The organism is Janibacter cremeus, assembly GCF_029395675.1.
GTDB lineage: Bacteria > Actinomycetota > Actinomycetes > Actinomycetales > Dermatophilaceae > Janibacter > Janibacter cremeus_A.
Genome location: NZ_CP115184.1, coordinates 729,576 through 748,599, shown reverse-complemented (window position 1 = coordinate 748,599; position 19,024 = coordinate 729,576). Strand labels below are relative to the sequence as shown.

Sequence of the window (19,024 nt, the reverse complement as noted above, 5' to 3'; positions counted from 1 at the left end):
GCTCGTGCCCACACGCGCCATCGCCATCGTCGTCGTCTGCTGCGCGGCCCTCGCCGCCCTCGGCGTCACCCTCGCCTCCCCGTGGGAGGACGCCGAGGGCCGCAGCGTCGTGGTGACCGACGACGGTGGCGAGGCGCTGGCCACGGTTCCGCTCGAGGGTGACACGTTCGCCGTCAGCTACCGCAACTCGATCTACCGCACCCTCGCCGAGGAACGCTACGAGGTGCGGGCCGACGGCAGCTACCACCTCGTGCAGATCGCCGCCGAGCAGCTGGCGGTCCTCGAGGAGTACTACGGGGTGCCCGGCGCCCCCAGCAAGGCCCCGGAGAACGACCGACGCAGGTGGGTGGTCCCGCCCGATCCTGCCCATCCCGCGGTCTTCACCGACCTGTCCATCGCCGCCACCGACCGGGGCGAGCGCGTGCTCCACGTGCCCGGGAGCGAGCCGGTGGCGTTGTGGCGCCTGGTCGAGGACAGCGACCCCTACCTGAGCATCGACATCAAGGAGAACCCATGACCGAGCGACCTGGGGACGTCCTCACGCCGTCCGACGAGGAGACGATCGACGAGGACGCGTTGATCGCCGAGTACGAGTCGGAGAAGCCGGCACGCCACCTCAGCGGGATACCACTGCTCCTCATCCAGGCCATCGGAGTGACCCTCTCCCTCTTCGGCCTGTACTGGGTCTTCCGCCCAATGGCCACGCAGCTGTACCTGCCGGCGTTCCTGATGATCGGGCTGCCGATGACCTTCCTCGTCTACCGGGGGTGGACCCGCAAGGACAGTGGCCGCCCGGACAACCCGCCCATCCTCGACTGGGTGATCGCCGTCGTCGCGGTCGTGCCCTTCGCGTACATCATCTCCGACTGGGACGCCTTCTTCCGCCGGGCGATCATCCCGAGCGACCTGGACATCATCATGGGCACCGTCGCGATCCTGGTGACCTTGGAGGCCGCTCGTCGCACCGTCGGACTGCTCGTCCCGCTCGTCGTGGTCTTCTTCCTAGCCTACGCGTACTGGGGTCCCTACTTCCCCGGGCCCTTCCGGACCGACTCCTACGACTGGCCCCGCCTGGTCGGCCACAACGTGATGGGCACCCAGGGCCTCTTCGGAGTGCCCACCGACGTGGCGGCGACCTACATCATCCTCTTCACCATCTACGGTGCCGTGCTCAGCGCCTCGGGGGCGACCCGATTCTTCGTCGACCTCTCCTTCGCCGCGTTCGGTCAGTCCGCGTCCGGGCCCGGCCGCACGGTCACCCTCGCCGGCTTCCTGCTGGGCACGGTCTCCGGTTCCGGTGTGGCCACCACCGTCACCCTCGGTGGCATCTCCTGGCCGCTGCTGCGCAAGGCGGGCTACCCCAAGGAGCACGGCGGGGCCGTCCTGGCCGCAGCCGGCATCGGCGCGATCATGTCCCCACCAACGCTGGGGGCGGCCGCCTTCATCATCGCCGCCCTGCTGGGCGAGTCCTACCTCCAGGTGCTCATCTGGGCCACGATCCCGACGATCCTGTACTACCTGGGCATCATCCTGGCCATCGAGATGGACGCCCGGAAGTTCCGCACCCGCACGGTCGCCTTCGAGACCAAGCCCGCCGGCAAGCTGCTGCTCCGCTTCGGCTACCACTTCAGCTCGCTCGTGGCCATCGTCGTCTTCATGACCCTGGGCATGTCCCCCTTCCGTGCGGTCGTCTTCTCCACCCTGCTCGCGTTCCTGCTCAGCTTCCTCGAGCGCGACTCGTGGATGACCCCGAAGCGGATCTGGCACACATTGGCCGAAGGTGCCCACGGTGCCCTGTCGATCATCCCGATCATGGCGGCCGCTGGTCTGATCGTCGGTGTGATGACGCTGACCGGCCTGGGCCTGAAGCTGGCCAACATCATCGTCATGGTCGCCGGCGGCAACCTGATCCTCACCGCGGTGCTGTCGGCCATCTCGGTGATCCTGCTCGGCCTGGCCGTCCCGGTCACCGCCAGCTTCATCATCTCGTGGGTGATCATCGGCCCGGCGCTGCAGGACGTGGGCGTCGAGCCCTTCGCCGCTGCGATGTTCATCTTCTACTACTCGGTGCTCAGCGAGGTCTCCCCACCCACCGCACTCTCCCCCTTCGCCGCCTCCGCCATCACCGGCGGCCGGCCCATCCCCACGATGTGGCTGACCTGGCGCTACACGCTCTCCGCCTTCCTCGTGCCCTTCATCTTCGTCCTGTCCGACGACGGGATCGGACTGCTGATGTCCGGCGGCGTGACGTCGGTGCTCGTGGCGCTGGTGACCTCGATCATCGCCGTGTCCGCCCTGGCAGTGGCCACCGGTGGCTGGTTGCTCGGTCCTGCGAAGTGGCCGGAGCGTGTCCTGATGGGCGCCGGTGCGATCGTGCTGCTGGCGATGGAACCGATCTCCATGGCCGTCGGCGCCGCCGCCATCGTCCTCGGGGCGGTCATCCACGTCATCCGGCGACGAGTCGGTCACGACGTTGACGAGGAGGAGGCGCCACCGCCCCTCGCCGCTGATGCTTCGTGAGGCGCCCGCCCGCCGGGCGTGACCCCGCAGAGCGTCCGCCGTTCTGGCGTCCGGGAGCCGTGCCCGCGCTGCTCCAGGCGGTCCTGGTCACCACGACCGGGGTGCTCCCGGCCTTCCTCGTCGGCGCCCTCACGGTCCAGATCCGCGACGACCTCTCCCTGGGTCCGGCCCAGATGGGGATCGCCGCCGCGACCCTCTTCACCGTCAGCGGGCTGCTGGCCCGGCGGCTGGGCCGATTCGTCCAGACCGTCGGCGCCGGCACGGGCATCGCCATCTCGGCGGCGCTGGCCACCGTGGCGCTCGGGGTGCTCGCCGTCGCCGGCTCCTACCTCGTGCTGCTGGCCGGCCTGGCGGTCGGAGGGCTGGCCAACGCCCTGGCCCAGCCGGCGGCGAACCTGCGGATCTCGCGTGCGGTCACCTCCGCGCGGCTCGGCCTCGCCTTCGGCATCAAGCAGTCCTCGATCCCCGCCGCGACCATGCTCAGCGGGCTCGCCGTCCCGGTGATCGCCGTGAGCATCGGCTGGCGCTGGGCGTTCGCGATGGGCGCCTGCCTGGCTGCCGCCATCGCGACGTGGTCGCTCGTCGGCGCGGGGCTGCGACCGGCAGACGACGCACCCGAGGAAGCCACGGCCCGGCCCGACCACGGGACCCCGCCGCGGGCCCTGCTCGTCGTCACGATCGCCGGGGCGCTCGCCGCCGCCGCGGCCACGTCGCTGGGGGTCTTCCTCATCGACTCCGCCGTCCGGATCGGCATGACTCCGAGCACCGCCGGGCTGGTCTTCGCCGTCGCAGCGGGAAGTGGGCTGGTCCTGCGCATCGTCTGGGGTGCGGTCATCGACCGCCACCCGGGCCGCAGCCCCTACGTGTTCATGGCCAACCTCCTCACCGGCGGTGCCGTCGGCTTCCTCCTGCTCACGGTCGGCACGGAGGTCACCGTGGCCCTCGGTGCGTGGCTGGCCTTCGCCTCCGGGTGGACGTGGACCGGGCTGCTGCACTTCGCCGTCGTGCGTGACAACCGTGCCCGGGCCGCCCTGGCGACCGGCACACTGCAGACCGGGGTGTCCCTCGGCTCGGCCGCCGGCCCACTGCTGTTCGGGCTGGTCGTCGAGGTGACGTCCTACCGGACCGGCTGGTTCGTCGCCGCCGGCACTGCCCTGGCCGCCGCGACCCTCTTCCGGGTCGGGCGGCACATGATCCGCAGCTCCCGCGGTCTACCGACCGGCCGCGGGAGCATCATCAGAGACAAGGAGAGGACATGAGTCCCACCAGCTACGCCGTCGTCGGCGGAGGGATCCTCGGAGTGGCCACCGCCCGACGGATCCTGCAGCTGCAACCGGGCGCCGAGGTCACCGTGCTCGAGAAAGAGGCGGTCCTGGCCGCCCACCAGACCGGCCACAACAGCGGCGTGGTCCACGCCGGCCTCTACTACGTGCCGGGCTCGCTCAAGGCCCGGCTGTGCCGCCGCGGGGTCCACCTCCTGCAGGACTTCTGCTCCGAGCACGAGCTGGCCTACGACGAGTGCGGCAAGGTCCTCGTGGCCCTCGACGAGGCCGAGAGCTCCCGCCTGTCCGACATCACCGAGAGGGCCCGCGCCAACGGGGTGCCCGGCGTGCGCGAGATCGGCTCGGACGAGCTGCGCGAGATCGAGCCGCACGTCACGGGTGTGGCCGGTCTGCACTCGCCCCACACCGCGATCGTCGACTACGCGGCGGTCACGCGTGCAATGGCCGAGGACATCACCGCGGCCGGCGGGAGCGTGCGCACCTCCTTCGAGGTGACCGGCATCCGGCCGGACGGCGACCGGACCATCGTGACCGGCGCAGACGGTCGGGAGGTCCGCGCCGAGCAGATCGTGCTCTGCGCCGGGCTGCAGGCCGACCGGGTCGCCGCCCTGGCCGGGGACGAGGCGGACCCGCGCATCGTCCCCTTCCGGGGCGAGTACTACCTGCTGCGACCCGAGCGCCGGGACCTCGTGCGTGGTCTGGTCTACCCCGTGCCCGACCCCCGTTACCCCTTCCTCGGTGTGCACCTGACACCCCGCGTCGACGGTGAGGTGATGGTCGGCCCGAACGCCGTCCTCGCCCTGGCCCGCGAGGGCTACGGCTGGTCCCGCGTCTCCGCGGCCGACCTGCGCGACGCCGTCGCCTGGTCCGGCTTCCGTCGATTCGCTGCCCGGCACTGGCGCACCGGCATCACGGAGATGCTCGGATCGGCGAGCAAGCAGCGCTTCGTCGGGGCGGCCCGCCGCTACGTACCCGAGCTGACGGCCGACGACGTGGTCCCGGGGCCGCGCGGGGTCCGCGCCCAGGCCCTGGGTGTCGACGGCGCCCTCGTGGACGACTTCCGTATCACCCGTCGCGGACCGGTCCTGGCCCTGCGCAATGCGCCCTCCCCCGCGGCCACGTCGTCGCTGGCGATCGCCGAGCACGTCGTCGATATCCTCCTCGATCGGAAGGAAGCAGCCGCATGAGCACGCTCACTCCCGGCCTCTGGGGCATCCTCGCGACCCCCTTCGCCGGCCCCGACCGCGCCCTGGACACCGAGTCCTTGCGCAGCGAGGTCGAGTTCTTCTCCCGGGTGCCGGCCACGGGCGTGGTGGCCCTCGGGGTCTTCGGCGAAGGGCGCTCACTCGACACCCGGGAGCAGTCCGACGCCGTGCGTACCGTCGCCGCGCACGCCGGTGACGTGCCCGTGGTCGTCGGCCTGTCGGCCCTGACCACGCCGGTGGCCATCGAGCAGGCGCACACCGCGCTCGAGGCTGCCAGGCCCTGTCTCGCGGGGCTGATGGTGCAGGTCAACAGCCCCGACCCCGACGTGGTGGTCGCCCATCTGACCGCGCTCCACGAGGCCACCGGGGTCGCCGTGGTCATCCAGGACTACCCGGTGGCCTCCGGCGTGCACATCGGGTCCGCCGCCCTGCTGGCCGTGGTCGAGCGGTGCCCGTTCACGGCCGCGATCAAGTCCGAAGCGCCCCCGACGGCGCAGGCGATCGCGGAGCTAACGAGCGCCACCGACGTGCCGGTCTTCGGCGGGCTCGGTGGCGTCGGTCTCCTCGACGAGCTGGCCGCCGGGGCGGCCGGGGCAATGACCGGCTTCTCCCACCCCGAGGGCCTGCTGGCCGCGCTGCGGGCCTGGGACGAAGGGGGTTTCCCGGCCGCGCGGGAGGCGTTCGCCCCGTGGTTGCCGATGGCCAACTTCGAGGCGCAGCCGGGCATCGGGCTGGCCCTGCGCAAGGAGGTGCTGCGCCGGCGCGGGATCATCGCCGAGTCGCTCGTGCGGCCTCCGGCGAAGGAGCTCCCCCAGCATCTGGCGTCGTTCATCGACGCCCACCTGACGACGACACCCATGGAGGTTTGAGCACGATGGACACAGGACTGCAGGGAAAGCACGTACTCGTCCCGGGCGCGAGCGCCGGGATCGGGTTGGCCGTGGCGCAGGCAGTGGCGCGCGAGGGTGCTGACGTCGTGCTCGCCGCGCGTCGTGGTGACGTCGTCCGGGAGGAGGCGGCCCGGCTCCCCTCCGCCATCGGTGTGGAGATCGACATGACCGACGACGGCGCCCCGGCCGAGCTGGTCGCCGCCGCCGAGGAGGCCTTCGGCCCGGTCGACGTGCTGGTGCTCAACGGCGGCGGCCCTCCCCCGGGTCCCGCCGCCGACCTCGACGACGCGCAGGTGATGGCGGCCGTGCACCAGCTGCTCGTACAGCACCAGCGGCTGGTCTCCCTCGTGCTGCCCGGCATGCGCGAGCGGGCCTGGGGCCGGGTCATCGGCATGGGGTCCAGCGGGGTCCAGTCGCCGATCGCCAACCTGGCACTGTCCAACATCGGGCGGGCCGGACTGGCGGGGTACCTCAAGACTCTCGCCGGGGAGGTCGCTGCCGACGGTGTGACGGTCAACATGGTGCTCCCGGGCCGCATCGGCACCGACCGGGTCGATGCCCTCGATGCCGCGACGGCGAAGCGCACCGGACGCAGTGTCGAGGAGGTTCGCGCCGCGTCGATGGCCGGGATCCCGGCTGGCCGGTACGGCCGTCCCGAGGAGTTCGCGGCAGCGGTGACCTTCCTGGCCAGTGAGCCCGCATCGTTCATCACCGGTGAGCAGCTGCGCTGCGACGGCGGCATGAGCCGCTCCTACTGAGAGGAGACCCTGATGCAGCTCGCGAGCATCCGATCCATCACCCGACCCCACGTCGTCGACGCGGTGGTCGTCGACCCCACTCGCGGCGCCGCCCGCGCCACCGACCTGCTCACCGACTTCACCGGCGACGCCCTCGCTGTGCTGACGTCGGGGCGGTGGGAGGAGCTGCGTGCCGCGGCGGTGCACGCCGATGACGACCTCTTCCGCACCGACGTCACCTACACCGCTCCCTACCGCCGTCCCCGGATGATCTGGGGCATCGGGCTGAACTACGTCGAGCACGCCAGCGACCTCACGGAGGCCGTGCCCGAGGAGCCGGCCTCCTTCATCAAGGCTGACCACACCGTCATCGGACCGGGTGAGTCGATCCCCCTTCCCTCCCAGAGCGAACGCACGACCACCGAGGCGGAGCTTGGGCTCGTCATCGGCCGGTACTGCCGCGACGTGGAGCCGGAGCATGCCCTCTCCCACCTCGTCGGTGTCGTCCCGGTGCTCGACCAGACCGCAGAGGACATCCTCCAGCGCAACCCGCGGTTCCTGACCCGGGCGAAGAACTTCCCCGGCTTCTTCTCCTTCGGGCCGGCCATCGTGCCGCTCGAGGAGGCGGTGCAGGATGCCTCGCTGGCGGACGTCGAGGTCGCGACCGTCGTCAACGGTGAGGTCCACCGCCGCAACACCGTCTCGCACATGCGCTACGACCCGGCGTACCTCGTCAGCTTCCACAGCAAGGTCATGCCGCTGTATCCCGGCGACATCATCTCCAGCGGGACACCAGGGGCGGTGCCGATCGCGCCGGGCGACGTGGCGGAGTGCCGGATCCCGGGCGTGGGTGTGCTGACCAACCCGGTCACCGGCCCGGCAGCCGTGCGCGACGAGACACCCCCGAAGGAGGACGCACGATGAGCGACGCCCTGGCCGGCCTGAAGGTCGCCGACTTTTCCCGGGTCCTCGCAGGCCCCTTCGCCACGATGGTGCTGGCGGACTTCGGTGCCGACGTCATCAAGATCGAGCGACCCTCCGGCGACGACACCCGCAGCTGGGTGCCGCCGGTGGACGAGTTCGGCGTCGGCACCTACTTCTCCAGCGTCAACCGCAACAAGCGCTCCATCACGTGCGACCTGGGCACCGACGAGGGTCTGGCGACCGCGACCGCCATCGCGATGGAGGCCGACATCGTCGTCGAGAACTTCCGGCCCGGGGTCATGGAGCGCTACGGACTGGACTTCGACACCCTGCACGCGAGCCGGCCCGAGCTCGTCTACTGCTCGATCACCGGTTTCGGCAGCGCGGGCGGGGCGACCCTGCCCGGGTACGACCTGCTCGTCCAGGCCGTCGGCGGGCTGATGAGCGTGACCGGCTCCCCCGACTCAGAGCCGAGCAAGGTGGGGGTGGCCCTCGTCGACGTCGTCACCGGGCAGAACGCCGTCATCGGGATCCTCACCGCCCTGCGGGCCCTCGACGAGACCGGCGTCGGTCAGCGCGTCGAGGTCAACCTGCTCTCCTCGCTGCTGAGCGGGTTGGTCAACCAGGCGTCGAGCACGCTGGTGACCGGGCTCGCGCCGCAACGGATGGGCAACGCGCACCCGAGCATCGCGCCCTACGAGACGCTCGCGACCGCCGACGGACCACTGGCCGTCGCGGTCGGCAACGACAAGCAGTTCCGGGCGCTGACCCGGGTGCTGTCCGTCCCCGAGCTGGGGACGGATCCGCGCTTTGCCGACAACTCCAGTCGGGTGGCCCACCGCGACGAGCTGAAGGCGCTGCTCGAGGGCCGACTGTGCACCCGGTCCGCCGCTGAGTGGGCGGACCGGCTCACCACCGAGGGGGTCCCGGCCGGGAAGGTGAACTCGGTCGTCGAGGCGCTCGGGCTGGCCGAGGCCCTGGGCCTGGAACCCGTCGTCGAGATCGCCGATCCCGACGACTCGCGCACCAGCCAGCAGGTCTCCAACCCCATCCGGCTGTCGGGCACGCCGGCTCGCTACCGCCGTGTCCCCCCGCTGCTCGGTGAGCACTCCGGCGCCACCTTCGGGCATCCGCCCACCGACGGCTGAGGAGGTCGCCCCGCGACCGTCTCGCCACCGACGGCTGAGGAGGTCGCCCCGCGACCGTCTCGAAGCCTCACATCGCTCGGCACAGCCGCGCGGCGTCGAGCACCGCCGCGTGCACGTTGCGGCTGGACACCGCGTCCCCGATGCGGAAGAGCTGGAACGCGCCGTCCTCATTGCGCACGATCGTCTGGGCACGCAACCCGAGCAGTGCGTCGAGGTCCACCGCACCGTGGTTGGTGGAGTGGCCGACCAGCTCGTCGTAGACGTCGTGGACGGGGTCGGTGCCCATCTCGGCCACCACGGCGTCGACGGTGCGGCTCTCCACGAAGTCCGAGCCGTCCACACCAAGGTCCACCTCCAGCCGTGACCCCGACCGGCGCGCGCCGGTCAGCCGCCGCAGCAGCGTCACCGGTACCCCGGCACGGGCGAGCGCGTCGATGTAGCCGGCCGCGCTGATGGCTCCGACGTCCGGCGAGAGCGTCCGCTCCGGCGTGACGAGCTCGACGTCCGCACCACTGCGCAGCAGTGCCTCGACGGCGTCGAGCGCCTGGTGGCCGCCGTGGTCGTCGTAGACGAGGACCCGCCCGTGCGGGTGACGGGCCCCGGAGAGCACGTCCCAGGTGTCCAGCAGCAGCTGCGCACCGGGGACCTGCGGCACCGCCGGCACCCCACCGGTCGCGACGACGACGACGTCCCACCGCTCCCCCAGCAGGGTCTGCGCGTCGACGAGGCTGCCCAGGTGCACCGCGACACCGAGCCGGGCCAGCTCGTCACGCCGCCAGTCGATGATCCCGCGCATGTCGCGACGGCGGGGCGAGGCCGAGGCGAGGAGCAGCTGTCCGCCGACCCGGTCGGCGGCCTCGTGCAGCTCCACCCGGTGCCCGCGCTCGGCCAGCACCCGCGCCGCCTCCAGACCGGCCGGACCGGCGCCGACGACCGCCACGTGCCTGGTCGTGCTCGCCCGCTCGACGCGCTGCGGCACCTCGAGCTCGCGACCCGTCGAGGGGTTGTGGATGCAGTAGGCGGCGCCCGAGGCGTAGATGCCGTCGATGCACATGTTCGCGCCGACACACGGACGGATCCGGTCCGAGTGCCCCTCGCGCACCTTGGCGGGCAGCTCGGGGTCGGCCATCAGTGCCCGGGTCATGCCGACGAGGTCGAGCAGCCCCTCGCGGATCGCGTGGCGCGCAGTCTCCACGTCGGCGATCCGGGCCGCGTGCATCACCGGGACCGAGAGCTTCCGCCGGATCTGCCCGGCGAACTCCAGGTGCGGGGCGGCCGGGGTGCCCATCGGCGGGATGACCCTGGCGAGCTCGGCGTCGGTGGCGATCGTCCCCCGGATGACGCTGAAGAAGTCGACCCCTGCCGCCACGAGGTCCTCGGCCACGCCCAGGGACTCCCCCGGGCCGAGCCCGCCCTCGCGTTCCTCGTCGAAGCTCATCCGGACTCCGACGACGAAGTCCGGGCCGACCGCCTCGCGCACTGCCCGCACCACGCGCAGCGGGAACCGCATCCGGTTGTCGTGGCTGCCGCCGTACTCGTCCTCGCGGTGGTTCCACGTCGGGCTCCAGAAGGCGTCCAGCAGGTGGCCGTACGCCATCAGCTCGATGCCGTCGAGACCCGCGGCCCGGCACCGCTGGGCGACGGTGACGAAGTCGTGGACGACCCGGTCCATGTCCCATTCCTCGGCCGCCCGGGTGAAGGCCCGGTGCGCCGGCTCGCGCACGGCACTGGCCGAGATGGCCGGCAGCCACTCGTGGGCATAGTTGCTCGTGCGGTGCCCCAGGTGGGTCAGCTGGGTCATCACCGCCGCACCCTGCTCGTGGACCTCGTCGGCCAGCTGCCGCAGGAGCGGCTCGGACTCCTCCCGCCACAGCTGCAGGTTGCCGAAGGCCGGCGCCACCTCCCGGCTGACGAGCGCGCTGCCGCCGATCATCGTCAGGCCGACGCCGCCGCGCGCCTTCTCGACGTGGTAGGCGCGGTACCGCTTCCCCGGCAGCCCGTCCTCGCTGTAGGACGGCTCGTGGGAGGTGCTGACGATGCGGTTGCGCAGCCGGAGCCCCTTGAGGGCGAAGGGGGTCAGCAGTGGGTCCTCGGCGCTCATGCGTCCACCACCACGTCCTCGAGCGGGGTGGAGCAGCAGGGCAGGATCTTCCCCTGGGCCACCTCCCGCGGGCGGATGCCGCCCGCGTGCTGCATGTCGACGCGGCCGTCGAGCAGGGTCAGCTTGCAGGTGCCGCACATGCCCTCCTCGCACGACGAAGGGAGCGTGACCCCCGCCCGGAGCGCCGCCTCGAGGATCGTCGATTCGCCGTCGCACTCCACGACCCGACCGCTGCGCCGCAGCTCGAGTCGGTACGTCGCCGCGACGCGGTCGGCTCCCACGTGGTCGTCGGCGGCCGCCCGGCTGTCGGCGGCCGCCCGGCCGTCGGTGGTCGACGGGTCATCGGCGGTCGACCGCCCGGTCGACATCGCGCCCTCGAGGACGAAGGACTCCTCGTGCGCGCGGCGGGGGTCGCCCCCTTCGCCCTCGAGCAGCTCACGGACCGCCGCCATGAAGGGTGGCGGACCACAGGTGAAGACCTCGCGGCGGCGCAGGTCCGGCGCGACCTGCCGCAGCGCGGCCGCGTCGAGCCGGCCGCGCAGGCCGTCCCAGTGCTCACCCGGGGAGTCCTCCTCGCACAGGACCGCGACCGCGACGCCGTGGCGGGCGGACAGCTGCGCGAGCTCACTGCGGTAGACGATGTCGTCGGGGGTGCGGGCGCAGTGGACGAGGACGACGTCGGCGGCGGCACCGGTGTCGCACAGGGTCCGCAGCATCGACATGGCCGGGGTGATGCCGCTGCCCGCCGTGAGGAAGAGGTGGCTGTCGGCGGGGTGGAGCTCGTGGCTGAACTGACCGCACGGCCCGCTCGCCTCGACGACGTCCCCGGGCCGCAGGTGCTCGTGCAGCCACGGGGAGACGACCCCGCCGGGCACCCGCTTGACGGTGATCTCCAGCAGCTCGGGCCGCGTCGGTGCGGAGGAGATGGTGTAGCAGCGCGAGACCGGCCGGCCGTCGACGACGAAACTGAACGTCAGGTACTGGCCCGGCAGGAACCGCAGCAACCTGCCAGCGGGAGGCGCGAAGGTGAAGGTGCGCACGTCGTGGGTGACGTCCACGACGGCGGTGCAGGTGAGCGGGCCGTCGATCGTGTCGGTCCACGCGCCCTCCCGGGGGTCTGCTCCTGCCCTCGTGGCGGGGCGGACCAGCATGTCGGTCATCCGAGCTCCTCCGCCAGTCGCTCGATGTACCAGGTGACGAAGGCGTCGACGTCGCTCTCGGACGGCGAGTACGGGCCGGGCTCGTACGCGGGGTCGCTGACCCCGGCCTGCGCGCGGGAGACGAAGCCCGCGTCCTGGGCATTGGTCCGGTGCCACACGTCGGTGAGGGTCGCCAGGTCGTAGTCGACGCCCTCGACGGCGTCCTCGTGGACCAGCCAGGTGGTGCGCACCAGGGTGCGGTCGGCCGCCAACGGCAGCGCGGTGAAGGTGACGGCGTGGTCGCCGACGACGTGGAACCACGAGTTGGGCTGCAGGTGGATCGACAGTCGGCCCAGGCGGCGCACGTCCAGGTCCCCCAGCAGGCGCTCGCAGGCGGCCCGCCCGTCGCGGGTGTAGGACTCCCCCGCCCCGTCCAGCGGCCCCCGGTCCACCCGGAAGGCCGTCGACCGGCCGGACACCTCACGGATCAGCGCGGTGGGGATGTCCCGCGTGCGACAGGTCTCCGCCAGCTCGGCCGTCGCACCCAGGTAGCGCTCGTGCGCCGGCAGCAGCCGGCGCGGGATCGCGTCCTCGGCATAGCCCCAGGTCGGGAAGAACGTGCAGGTCAGCTCCGGGTGGCCGGCCTCGCAGTGGTAGCACTCGCGGTTGTTCTCCATCACCAGCTTCCAGTTCGCGTGCTCGACCAGGTCCTCCCGGGCGGCGACCTTCGTGCGCGCCAGCCGGTGGGGTGCGAGGTAGGGCCGCAGCCGGGCGGCGACGTCGTCGATGTCGGAGGGCGGGTCGGTCGCGAGGCAGACGAGGACCAGCCCGTCCACGGAGCGCACGTGGACCTGCTTCAGGCTCCAGCAGCCGGCGTCGAAGTCGGGTGACTGCTGCCCGGCGTGCAGCAGGCGCCCGTCGGTGGCGTAGGTCCACTGGTGGTAACCGCACACGAGGTTGCCCACGGACCCGCGGGCCTCGGGGAGCAACCGTGTGCCGCGGTGCCGGCAGACGTTGTGGAAGGCGCGCACCTGCTCCTCGTCGTCGCGCAGCACGATGACGGAGTACGGACCGATGTCGACGGTCACGTAGTCACCGGGCTCGGGGATCTCCGGCTCGGTGGCGACGAAGACCCAGTGGCGGGCGAAGACCGCTGCCACGTCGAGGTCGAAGACGTCCGGGCTGGTGTAGAACGGCGCCTCGAGGGAGCGGCCGGGCGTGCGCCGTGCGACGAGCTGCGCCAGTCCGGAGGCTCCGAGGTCCCCCGGCGGCGATCCGGGCGTGGACGGAGTGGCCGTGTCCGGGGTGGTCACTGGTTGGGGCCGGGTGGTCGCTGCGTAAGCGGTCACGGTGCACTCCTCGATCCGATCTGGCGTCCCACCTCGAGTGTGACCCGGATCTCATATGAGGAGAAGCGCACGTTCTTGCACGGCGTCGTGCAAGATCGTTGCATGATCGATCGCCGTCTCAACGTGCTGCGCGTCGTCGCCTCGCACGGCACCGTGACCGCCGCCGCCCAGGCACTCGGCTTCTCGCCGTCCGCGGTCTCGCACCAGCTGCGCTCGCTGTCCGCCGAGCTCGGTGTGCCCTTGCTGGAGCAGGACGGGCGCGGTGTCCGACTGACCGAGCCGGCCCGGATCCTGCTGGAGCACGCCGACGACCTCTTCGCGCTCTGGGAGGAGGTCCGCGCCGACCTGGCGCGGACCGACCCCGACCAGGTCAGGTCGCTGCGGCTGTGCGGTTTCGCCACCGCGGCGTCCGCGCTGCTGCCCTCCGTCGCGGCGCAGGTGCGCGCAATCCACCCGAGGTGCAGCGTGCGGATCATCGAGGCCGATCCCGAGGAGTGCTTCGACCTGCTGCTGGCACAGCAGGCGGACCTGGCCGTGGTCGTCGCGACCGCGACGATCCCGGCGAGCACCGATACCCGCTTCGACCAGCAGGCCCTCCTAGACGATCCGCTGGACCTGCTCGTCCCGGCAGACCACCCCTTCGCCGCCAGGCCCTCCGTCCTGCTGCGCGACGCCGCACAGGAGCCGTGGATCCTCGATCGCCCCGGCCGGCCCCACCACCGGCTGGTCCTGGCGGCCTGCGCCGCAGCCGGATTCACTCCGTCAGCGGCCCACGAGACCTCCGAGTGGGACACCGGCGCCGCCCTCGTGAGCGCCGGACTGGGTGTCGCCCTGATCCCACGACTCGCCCGCATCCCCGCTGCGGAGCGGACCGTGCGCGTGCCCCTGCGGGGCGAGCCGGCTCCGGCACGCCACCTCCTGACCGCCGTGCGACGGGGCGGCCGCAGGCAACCGGCTGTCGCCACCGCCCTCGGGGCCCTCGACGCCGTCGCCAGTCGTCGTGTCGAGCGACCCGGGGTGGGCGGGGCTGACTAGGCTTCGGGCGCATGGGTTTCTACTTCAGGGTCGCGCCCGGGGTCCGAGTCCGCCTGACCGGCCGTGGGGTTCGCACCAGCCTCGGGCCGCGGGCTGCGCGCGTGCACGTCGGCGCGGGTGGACCCGGGGTCTCGACCGGTGCGGGGCCGGTCAGCTACTACCACGGCCTCGGCGGGTCACGGTCGCGTCGGCGCGGCTCGACCGGGCAGCGCAGCCGGTCCCTCGCGGCGGCGACCAAGGCCGAGCAGGCCGAGCTGATCACCCGGGCCATCGATGCCGTGCTCGAGCTGCACCGACCGCACTTCCCTCCGGCCGAGCGACCCGAGGCCGAGCGGTGGGACGTGCTGTCCCTGACCGAGCTGATCAGGCGCCGGGAGAAGGCGGCCGCCTCCGAGCACTGGCTCTTCGCCGTCCGCAAGCGCCGGACGGCCCGCAAGCGCGCCCGGGCGACCGCGATCGCCGAGCACGCGGCACTGGTGCGGTCGGCGGACGTCCAGCAGGAGCAGGACCAGCAGGTCCTGGACGCCTGGTGGCGCCGGCTGCTGGACAACGACCACGACGCCGTCCTCGCGGCCCTCGCGCGTGCGCTCGAGGACAACGACGCCGAGTCCGCGCCGGTGGGCGTCGAGGCGGACGTCGCCTCGGTGGTCGTCCGGGTGCCCGATGCCGAGGCGCTGCCCGAGCGGATCCCCGGCACCACGGCCGCGGGCAACCTCTCGCTGCGCACGGCGTCGAGGACCCAGTGGAACGCCCTCTACTCCCTCATGGTCGCCGGGTACGTCGTCGTCACGGCCAAGGAGGTCCTCGCCACGGCCCCGTCGATCCGGGAGGCGAGCGTCGTCGCCGTCCGCCGCACCGCTGCCGACGCGTACGGGGAGCGGGAGCCCGAGGCGCTCATGGCGGCTAGGTTCACCCGGGAGACGCTCGAGAGCGTCCGCTGGGAGGAGGCCGACGCGATGCAGGTTGTCACGGATGCCTCCACCGAGTACGTCCTGGAGCAGAAGGGCGTCGCGCGTGAGATCCAGGCCCTGGACACCGACGACCACCCCGACATCGCCGCCGCCGTCAGGGTCATCGACCTCGTCGACGAAGACGAGTATTGACAGATTACAGCCGCTATAGGACATTATCTGTTGTGGCCGGTGGAGATTTCCTCACCCTCGATGAGACGGCGCGCGCCGTCGGCGTATCAACTCGCCATGCCCGCCGCCTGGCAGAGTCGGGCGCCGTCTCCCGGATCGCCCGAGGGCTGATCGACCGTGACTCCGTGGACCGCTATCTCCATTCCCAGCACCGGGGCCGTACCCGCGCATGGGCCGAGCACACCGCTTGGGGAGCAGTCGCCCTGCTGGCTGGCCGCGACGCCGACTGGTTGGGAGCGACCCAGAGGTCCCGTCTTCGTCAGAGCCTACGGGCGATCAGCGACGTCGACGATCTAGTCCCCCGGATGCGTGATCGCGCCCGGGTCTGCACGTTCGAGGCGCACCGCGCAGCGCTCCCGCGGCTGCGTGATCTGATCGTGGTCAGCAACACCAGCTCGCTCGGCATCACTGAGGCGATCGATGGCAGCGTCGATGGCTATCTCGCTGCTGGCGATCTGGACAGAGTCGTGGTCATGCTCGGCCTCCGGGCCGATCCGGGTGGCGCAGTCACCCTGCGGGTCACGAGCTTCGATTTCGCACGCGCCCGGGAGTTGGTCACCACTCCGGTCACCGCAGCACTGGATGCGGCGACGAGCACCGATCCGCGAATGCGGGGCATCGGCAACCGCGCCCTACACAAGCTCCTGAAGGCATACCGATGACGGGAAACGGGGATCCGGAGCGCCCCCTGATAGACGTTGCCGCGCCGCCCGGTGGCTGGCCAACCCCGTGGCCCAGCGTCGCCGAACTGGCCGCCTCGCTCCCGGTTGGAAGTTGGACGCTGGTCGGCGGCCTGATGGCCCAACTCCACACGATCCATCACGGTCTGGGAATGGTGCGTCCGACCAACGATGTCGACATCGTCCTGCACATTGAGACGCTCCGTGGTGTCCCGAACATGGTGGCCGCCGCCCTGGAGTCGCTGGGCTACCACTTTCAGACCAGCATCGATGAGCGCAATCACACCGCCCATCGCTTTGTACGGGGCAGCACCGCCGTCGACCTCGTCGCCGGAGCACCGGAGCAGCAGGTGGACGTCCTGATCGCTGACCACCCAGCACCGCGAGTGATCGAGAAACTTCGTGGATACGAGACGGTCCGCATCGAGGGCGGCACCCAAGCCCTGCGTCGTACGCTCAACACTCGTTTGGAGATCACGGCCGGCGAGAAAGCGACCATCTCGGTGCCGCGTGCGTTTGCGGCACTCATCCTGAAGTCCGCCGCCTTCACGAGTGACTCCCGCGACCGCGAACGTCACCTGTTCGACGCGGCGGCACTACTCGCATGCATCGACGATCCCTTCACCGAGCTGGCCGAGTTCACTGGGTCAGACCGTCGCCGTATCGCCAACTTGGCATCTCAACTCAGCACGTCGCATGCCGCGTGGCAGGCACTGCCCGAGGACCATCGGGCTCAGGCGCAATTGACCCTCGATATTCTTGCCAGTTCCACTCCTGCATGACTCGGGCCCAGATCGTCATCACCGAAGCTTGCCGGAGGTGACGGCGACGGCGCCCCGTCCCGGACCGACCCCCTTCCACCGGAACCCCCGAGCGGAGCACAGTAGGAGACATGACCAAGCGACGCATCCTCATCACCGGTTCGGCAGGCGGCGTGGGCTCGGTCCTCACGCAGCGCCTCAAGGGCGAGTACGACATCACCGGTCACGACCTGACCGCCGCGCCGGATGCGGACCCGGTGGTCCTCGGGGCCGACCTCGCCGACTACGACGCGGTGCGCGGCCTGATGGACGGCATCGACACGGTGGTCCACCTCGCCGGCGCCGCCTCCCCCGAGTCGTCCTGGGACGCGGTGCTCGGCGCGAACATCATCGGCACCCGCAACGTCCTCGAGGCGGCGCGTGATGCCGGCGTCCGGCGGGTGGTCTTCGCGTCCTCGAACCACGCGATGGGGATGTACGACCGCCACGAGGAGTGGCCGGTCTACCCCGACACCCCACCGCGTGCGGACTCGCTCTACGGGGTCTCGAAGGTCTTCGGCGAGGTCCTCGGTCGCTACTACCACGACGAGTACGGGGTGTCCTTCATCGCGCTGCGCATCGGGTGGGTCTCGGGCGACCCGACGCTCGTCGACGCCGATGTCCTGCACGCGATGTGGCTCAGTGAGCACGACTCCGCCGAGGTGGTGCGGTGCGCCATCGAGGCCGAGGTCGACTTCGGCATCTACTACGCGATCTCCGACAACCCCAACCGCCGCTGGTCGATGACCAACACCAACCTCGATCTCGGCTACCGGCCGCGCGACTCCTGGTCCGACTTCGCGCCCGAGGACGAGCCCGTCGTCGAGGGCGGCGCGCCGGTCGACGACAGCTGGCCCGAGGGCTCCTGATGACGAGCAGGTGAGAGACTCCACCCGGTGAGCAGTGTGTGGACCGCGAGGGGGATGCCCTCGCTGCTGTGGGCGACCTTCCTCGGGTTCAGCGGCTTCGCGGTCCTCATGCCGGTCGCCCCCCTCTGGGCCGTGCACGGCGGTGCGGACGAAGGGGGTGCCGGCCTCGTCAACGGGGTCCTGCTCCTCGTCACGGTCCTCACGCAGTTCACCGTCCCGGCGATGCTGGGACGCTTCGGCTGGGGGTCGACGCTCGCCGCCGGTCTCGTCCTGCTCGGCGCGCCGTCACTCGGCCTCATCGCCACTGACTCGTTGGCAGCCATCCTCGGGCTCTCGGCCGTGCGCGGCGTCGGCTTCGGCATCCTCACCGTCACCGGGAGCGCGGCCGTCGCCGAGCTCTCCGACCCGAGCACGCGCGGCAAGGCCGTCGGCGCCTACGGCCTGTCCATCGCCGGGCCCCAGGTCGTCCTGCTGCCTCTGGGCTCATGGGTCGCCGAGACGGTCGGCTTCACGCTCGTCTTCGCCGTCGGCGCACTACCGCTGCTCGGGGTGCCGGCGGCCCTGGCCCTCGGCCGGGCACTCGACGCCTCCCCCGGCCATGCGGAGGTGGCTGGCGCCTCCGGCGTGCCCAGCACGCCGCGCGTGGCCCTGACGCTCCTGCGTCCGATGGTGCTGCTCGTCGGCGTGACCATCGCCGGCGGGGCGGTGCTCACCTTCGGTCCCCAGATGGTGCGCGACCCGGCCGTCGTCATCCCGGCGCTGGCCCTCCTGGAGCTGATGGCCGCGATCCTGCGCTGGTGGATCGGCGGCGTCGCGGACCGGTACGGCGCGGAGCGGTTCGTCGCCCCCTTCGTCGTCCTGACCGTGGTCGGGGTCAGCGCGATCGCCTGGGCCGTGCACGTGCAGTCCGTCCCGACCCTCCTGCTCGGGGCCGTCCTGCTCGGCAGCGCCTACGGCGCCCTGCAGAACCTCACCCTCGTCATCTCCTTCGCCGCGGTCACCCGCCGGCACATCGGGCTGGCCAGCTCGATCTGGAACGTCGGCTTCGATCTGGGCACCGCCGTCGGTTCGGTCACCGTGGGCGCGATTGCCGTGCGGTACGACTTCTCCGTCGCGCTGCTCGTCACCGCGGCCTTCGCGCTTCTGACGCTTCCGCTCACCCTGCTGCACCGACCAGCTCGTCGACCCGTCACCTGAGTGCC

The 19,024-nt window shown here is 71.6% G+C and carries 17 protein-coding genes; 14 read left to right on the top strand and 3 right to left on the bottom strand.

The annotated features are described in order from the left end of the window. The first annotated feature begins 4 nt into the window (after nucleotides 1-4). The 8 genes from O9K63_RS03405 to O9K63_RS03370 are packed head-to-tail and all read left to right on the top strand — an operon-like array spanning nucleotide 5 to nucleotide 8,707. The gene (locus O9K63_RS03405) at nucleotides 5-517 is read left to right on the top strand and encodes a hypothetical protein (RefSeq protein ID WP_277240547.1); all 513 of its coding nucleotides are present in this window, start codon (nucleotides 5-7) and stop codon (nucleotides 515-517) included. Beyond that, nucleotides 514-2,520 (top strand): TRAP transporter permease, encoded by a 2,007-nt coding sequence (locus O9K63_RS03400; RefSeq protein ID WP_277240546.1) that lies wholly within the window; start codon nucleotides 514-516, stop codon nucleotides 2,518-2,520. The genes O9K63_RS03405 and O9K63_RS03400 overlap by 4 nt, the downstream gene beginning before the upstream one ends. After that, entirely contained in the window at nucleotides 2,517-3,779 is a 1,263-nt protein-coding gene (locus tag O9K63_RS03395) for an MFS transporter (RefSeq protein WP_277240544.1), read from the top strand. Before O9K63_RS03400 ends, O9K63_RS03395 begins: the two co-directional genes overlap by 4 nt. After that, the gene (gene lhgO / locus O9K63_RS03390) at nucleotides 3,776-4,990 is read left to right on the top strand and encodes an L-2-hydroxyglutarate oxidase (protein WP_277240542.1); all 1,215 of its coding nucleotides are present in this window, start codon (nucleotides 3,776-3,778) and stop codon (nucleotides 4,988-4,990) included. The genes O9K63_RS03395 and lhgO overlap by 4 nt, the downstream gene beginning before the upstream one ends. Beyond that, complete coding sequence (locus O9K63_RS03385) at nucleotides 4,987-5,877, top strand: dihydrodipicolinate synthase family protein (RefSeq protein WP_277240540.1); 891 nt, start codon at nucleotides 4,987-4,989, stop codon at nucleotides 5,875-5,877. Before lhgO ends, O9K63_RS03385 begins: the two co-directional genes overlap by 4 nt. Before the next feature lie 5 nt (nucleotides 5,878-5,882). Then, nucleotides 5,883-6,656 carry an SDR family oxidoreductase gene (locus tag O9K63_RS03380; RefSeq protein ID WP_277240538.1) on the top strand — a complete coding sequence of 258 codons (774 nt, stop codon included), beginning with the start codon at nucleotides 5,883-5,885 and terminating at the stop codon, nucleotides 6,654-6,656. A 12-nt stretch (nucleotides 6,657-6,668) separates the two neighbouring features. After that, on the top strand, nucleotides 6,669-7,559 hold the full coding sequence (locus O9K63_RS03375; RefSeq protein ID WP_277240536.1) for a fumarylacetoacetate hydrolase family protein: 891 nt from the start codon (nucleotides 6,669-6,671) through the stop codon (nucleotides 7,557-7,559). Continuing rightward, nucleotides 7,556-8,707, top strand: coding sequence for a CaiB/BaiF CoA transferase family protein (locus O9K63_RS03370; protein WP_277240534.1), 1,152 nt, complete (start codon nucleotides 7,556-7,558; stop codon nucleotides 8,705-8,707). The genes O9K63_RS03375 and O9K63_RS03370 overlap by 4 nt, the downstream gene beginning before the upstream one ends. A gap of 67 nt (nucleotides 8,708-8,774) precedes the next feature. On the opposite strand, the gene O9K63_RS03365 is transcribed toward O9K63_RS03370, so the two are convergent. The 3 genes from O9K63_RS03365 to O9K63_RS03355 are packed head-to-tail and all read right to left on the bottom strand — an operon-like array spanning nucleotide 8,775 to nucleotide 13,260. Next, nucleotides 8,775-10,808, bottom strand: a complete 2,034-nt coding sequence (locus O9K63_RS03365) for an FAD-dependent oxidoreductase (RefSeq protein ID WP_277240532.1) — start codon at nucleotides 10,806-10,808, stop codon at nucleotides 8,775-8,777. Further along, nucleotides 10,805-11,968 carry a hybrid-cluster NAD(P)-dependent oxidoreductase gene (locus tag O9K63_RS03360; RefSeq protein WP_277240530.1) on the bottom strand — a complete coding sequence of 388 codons (1,164 nt, stop codon included), beginning with the start codon at nucleotides 11,966-11,968 and terminating at the stop codon, nucleotides 10,805-10,807. Before O9K63_RS03360 ends, O9K63_RS03365 begins: the two co-directional genes overlap by 4 nt. Continuing rightward, entirely contained in the window at nucleotides 11,965-13,260 is a 1,296-nt protein-coding gene (locus tag O9K63_RS03355) for an aromatic ring-hydroxylating oxygenase subunit alpha (protein WP_431190384.1), read from the bottom strand. Before O9K63_RS03355 ends, O9K63_RS03360 begins: the two co-directional genes overlap by 4 nt. A gap of 138 nt (nucleotides 13,261-13,398) precedes the next feature. Between O9K63_RS03355 and O9K63_RS03350 the strand changes: the two genes are divergently transcribed. From O9K63_RS03350 to O9K63_RS03325, 6 genes are all read left to right on the top strand, one after another. Then, entirely contained in the window at nucleotides 13,399-14,331 is a 933-nt protein-coding gene (locus tag O9K63_RS03350) for a LysR family transcriptional regulator (protein WP_277240526.1), read from the top strand. Between the two features lie 11 nt (nucleotides 14,332-14,342). Continuing rightward, nucleotides 14,343-15,434, top strand: coding sequence for a DUF4236 domain-containing protein (locus O9K63_RS03345; protein ID WP_277240524.1), 1,092 nt, complete (start codon nucleotides 14,343-14,345; stop codon nucleotides 15,432-15,434). Nucleotides 15,435-15,598: 164 nt separating this feature from the next. Further along, nucleotides 15,599-16,135 carry a hypothetical protein gene (locus O9K63_RS03340; RefSeq protein ID WP_277240522.1) on the top strand — a complete coding sequence of 179 codons (537 nt, stop codon included), beginning with the start codon at nucleotides 15,599-15,601 and terminating at the stop codon, nucleotides 16,133-16,135. Then, nucleotides 16,132-16,935, top strand: coding sequence for a nucleotidyl transferase AbiEii/AbiGii toxin family protein (locus O9K63_RS03335; protein ID WP_277240520.1), 804 nt, complete (start codon nucleotides 16,132-16,134; stop codon nucleotides 16,933-16,935). The genes O9K63_RS03340 and O9K63_RS03335 overlap by 4 nt, the downstream gene beginning before the upstream one ends. 110 nt (nucleotides 16,936-17,045) lie before the next feature. Then, on the top strand, nucleotides 17,046-17,822 hold the full coding sequence (locus tag O9K63_RS03330) for an NAD-dependent epimerase/dehydratase family protein (protein ID WP_277240518.1): 777 nt from the start codon (nucleotides 17,046-17,048) through the stop codon (nucleotides 17,820-17,822). A 27-nt stretch (nucleotides 17,823-17,849) separates the two neighbouring features. Beyond that, entirely contained in the window at nucleotides 17,850-19,019 is a 1,170-nt protein-coding gene (locus O9K63_RS03325; RefSeq protein ID WP_277240517.1) for an MFS transporter, read from the top strand. Nucleotides 19,020-19,024: the final 5 nt, after the last annotated feature.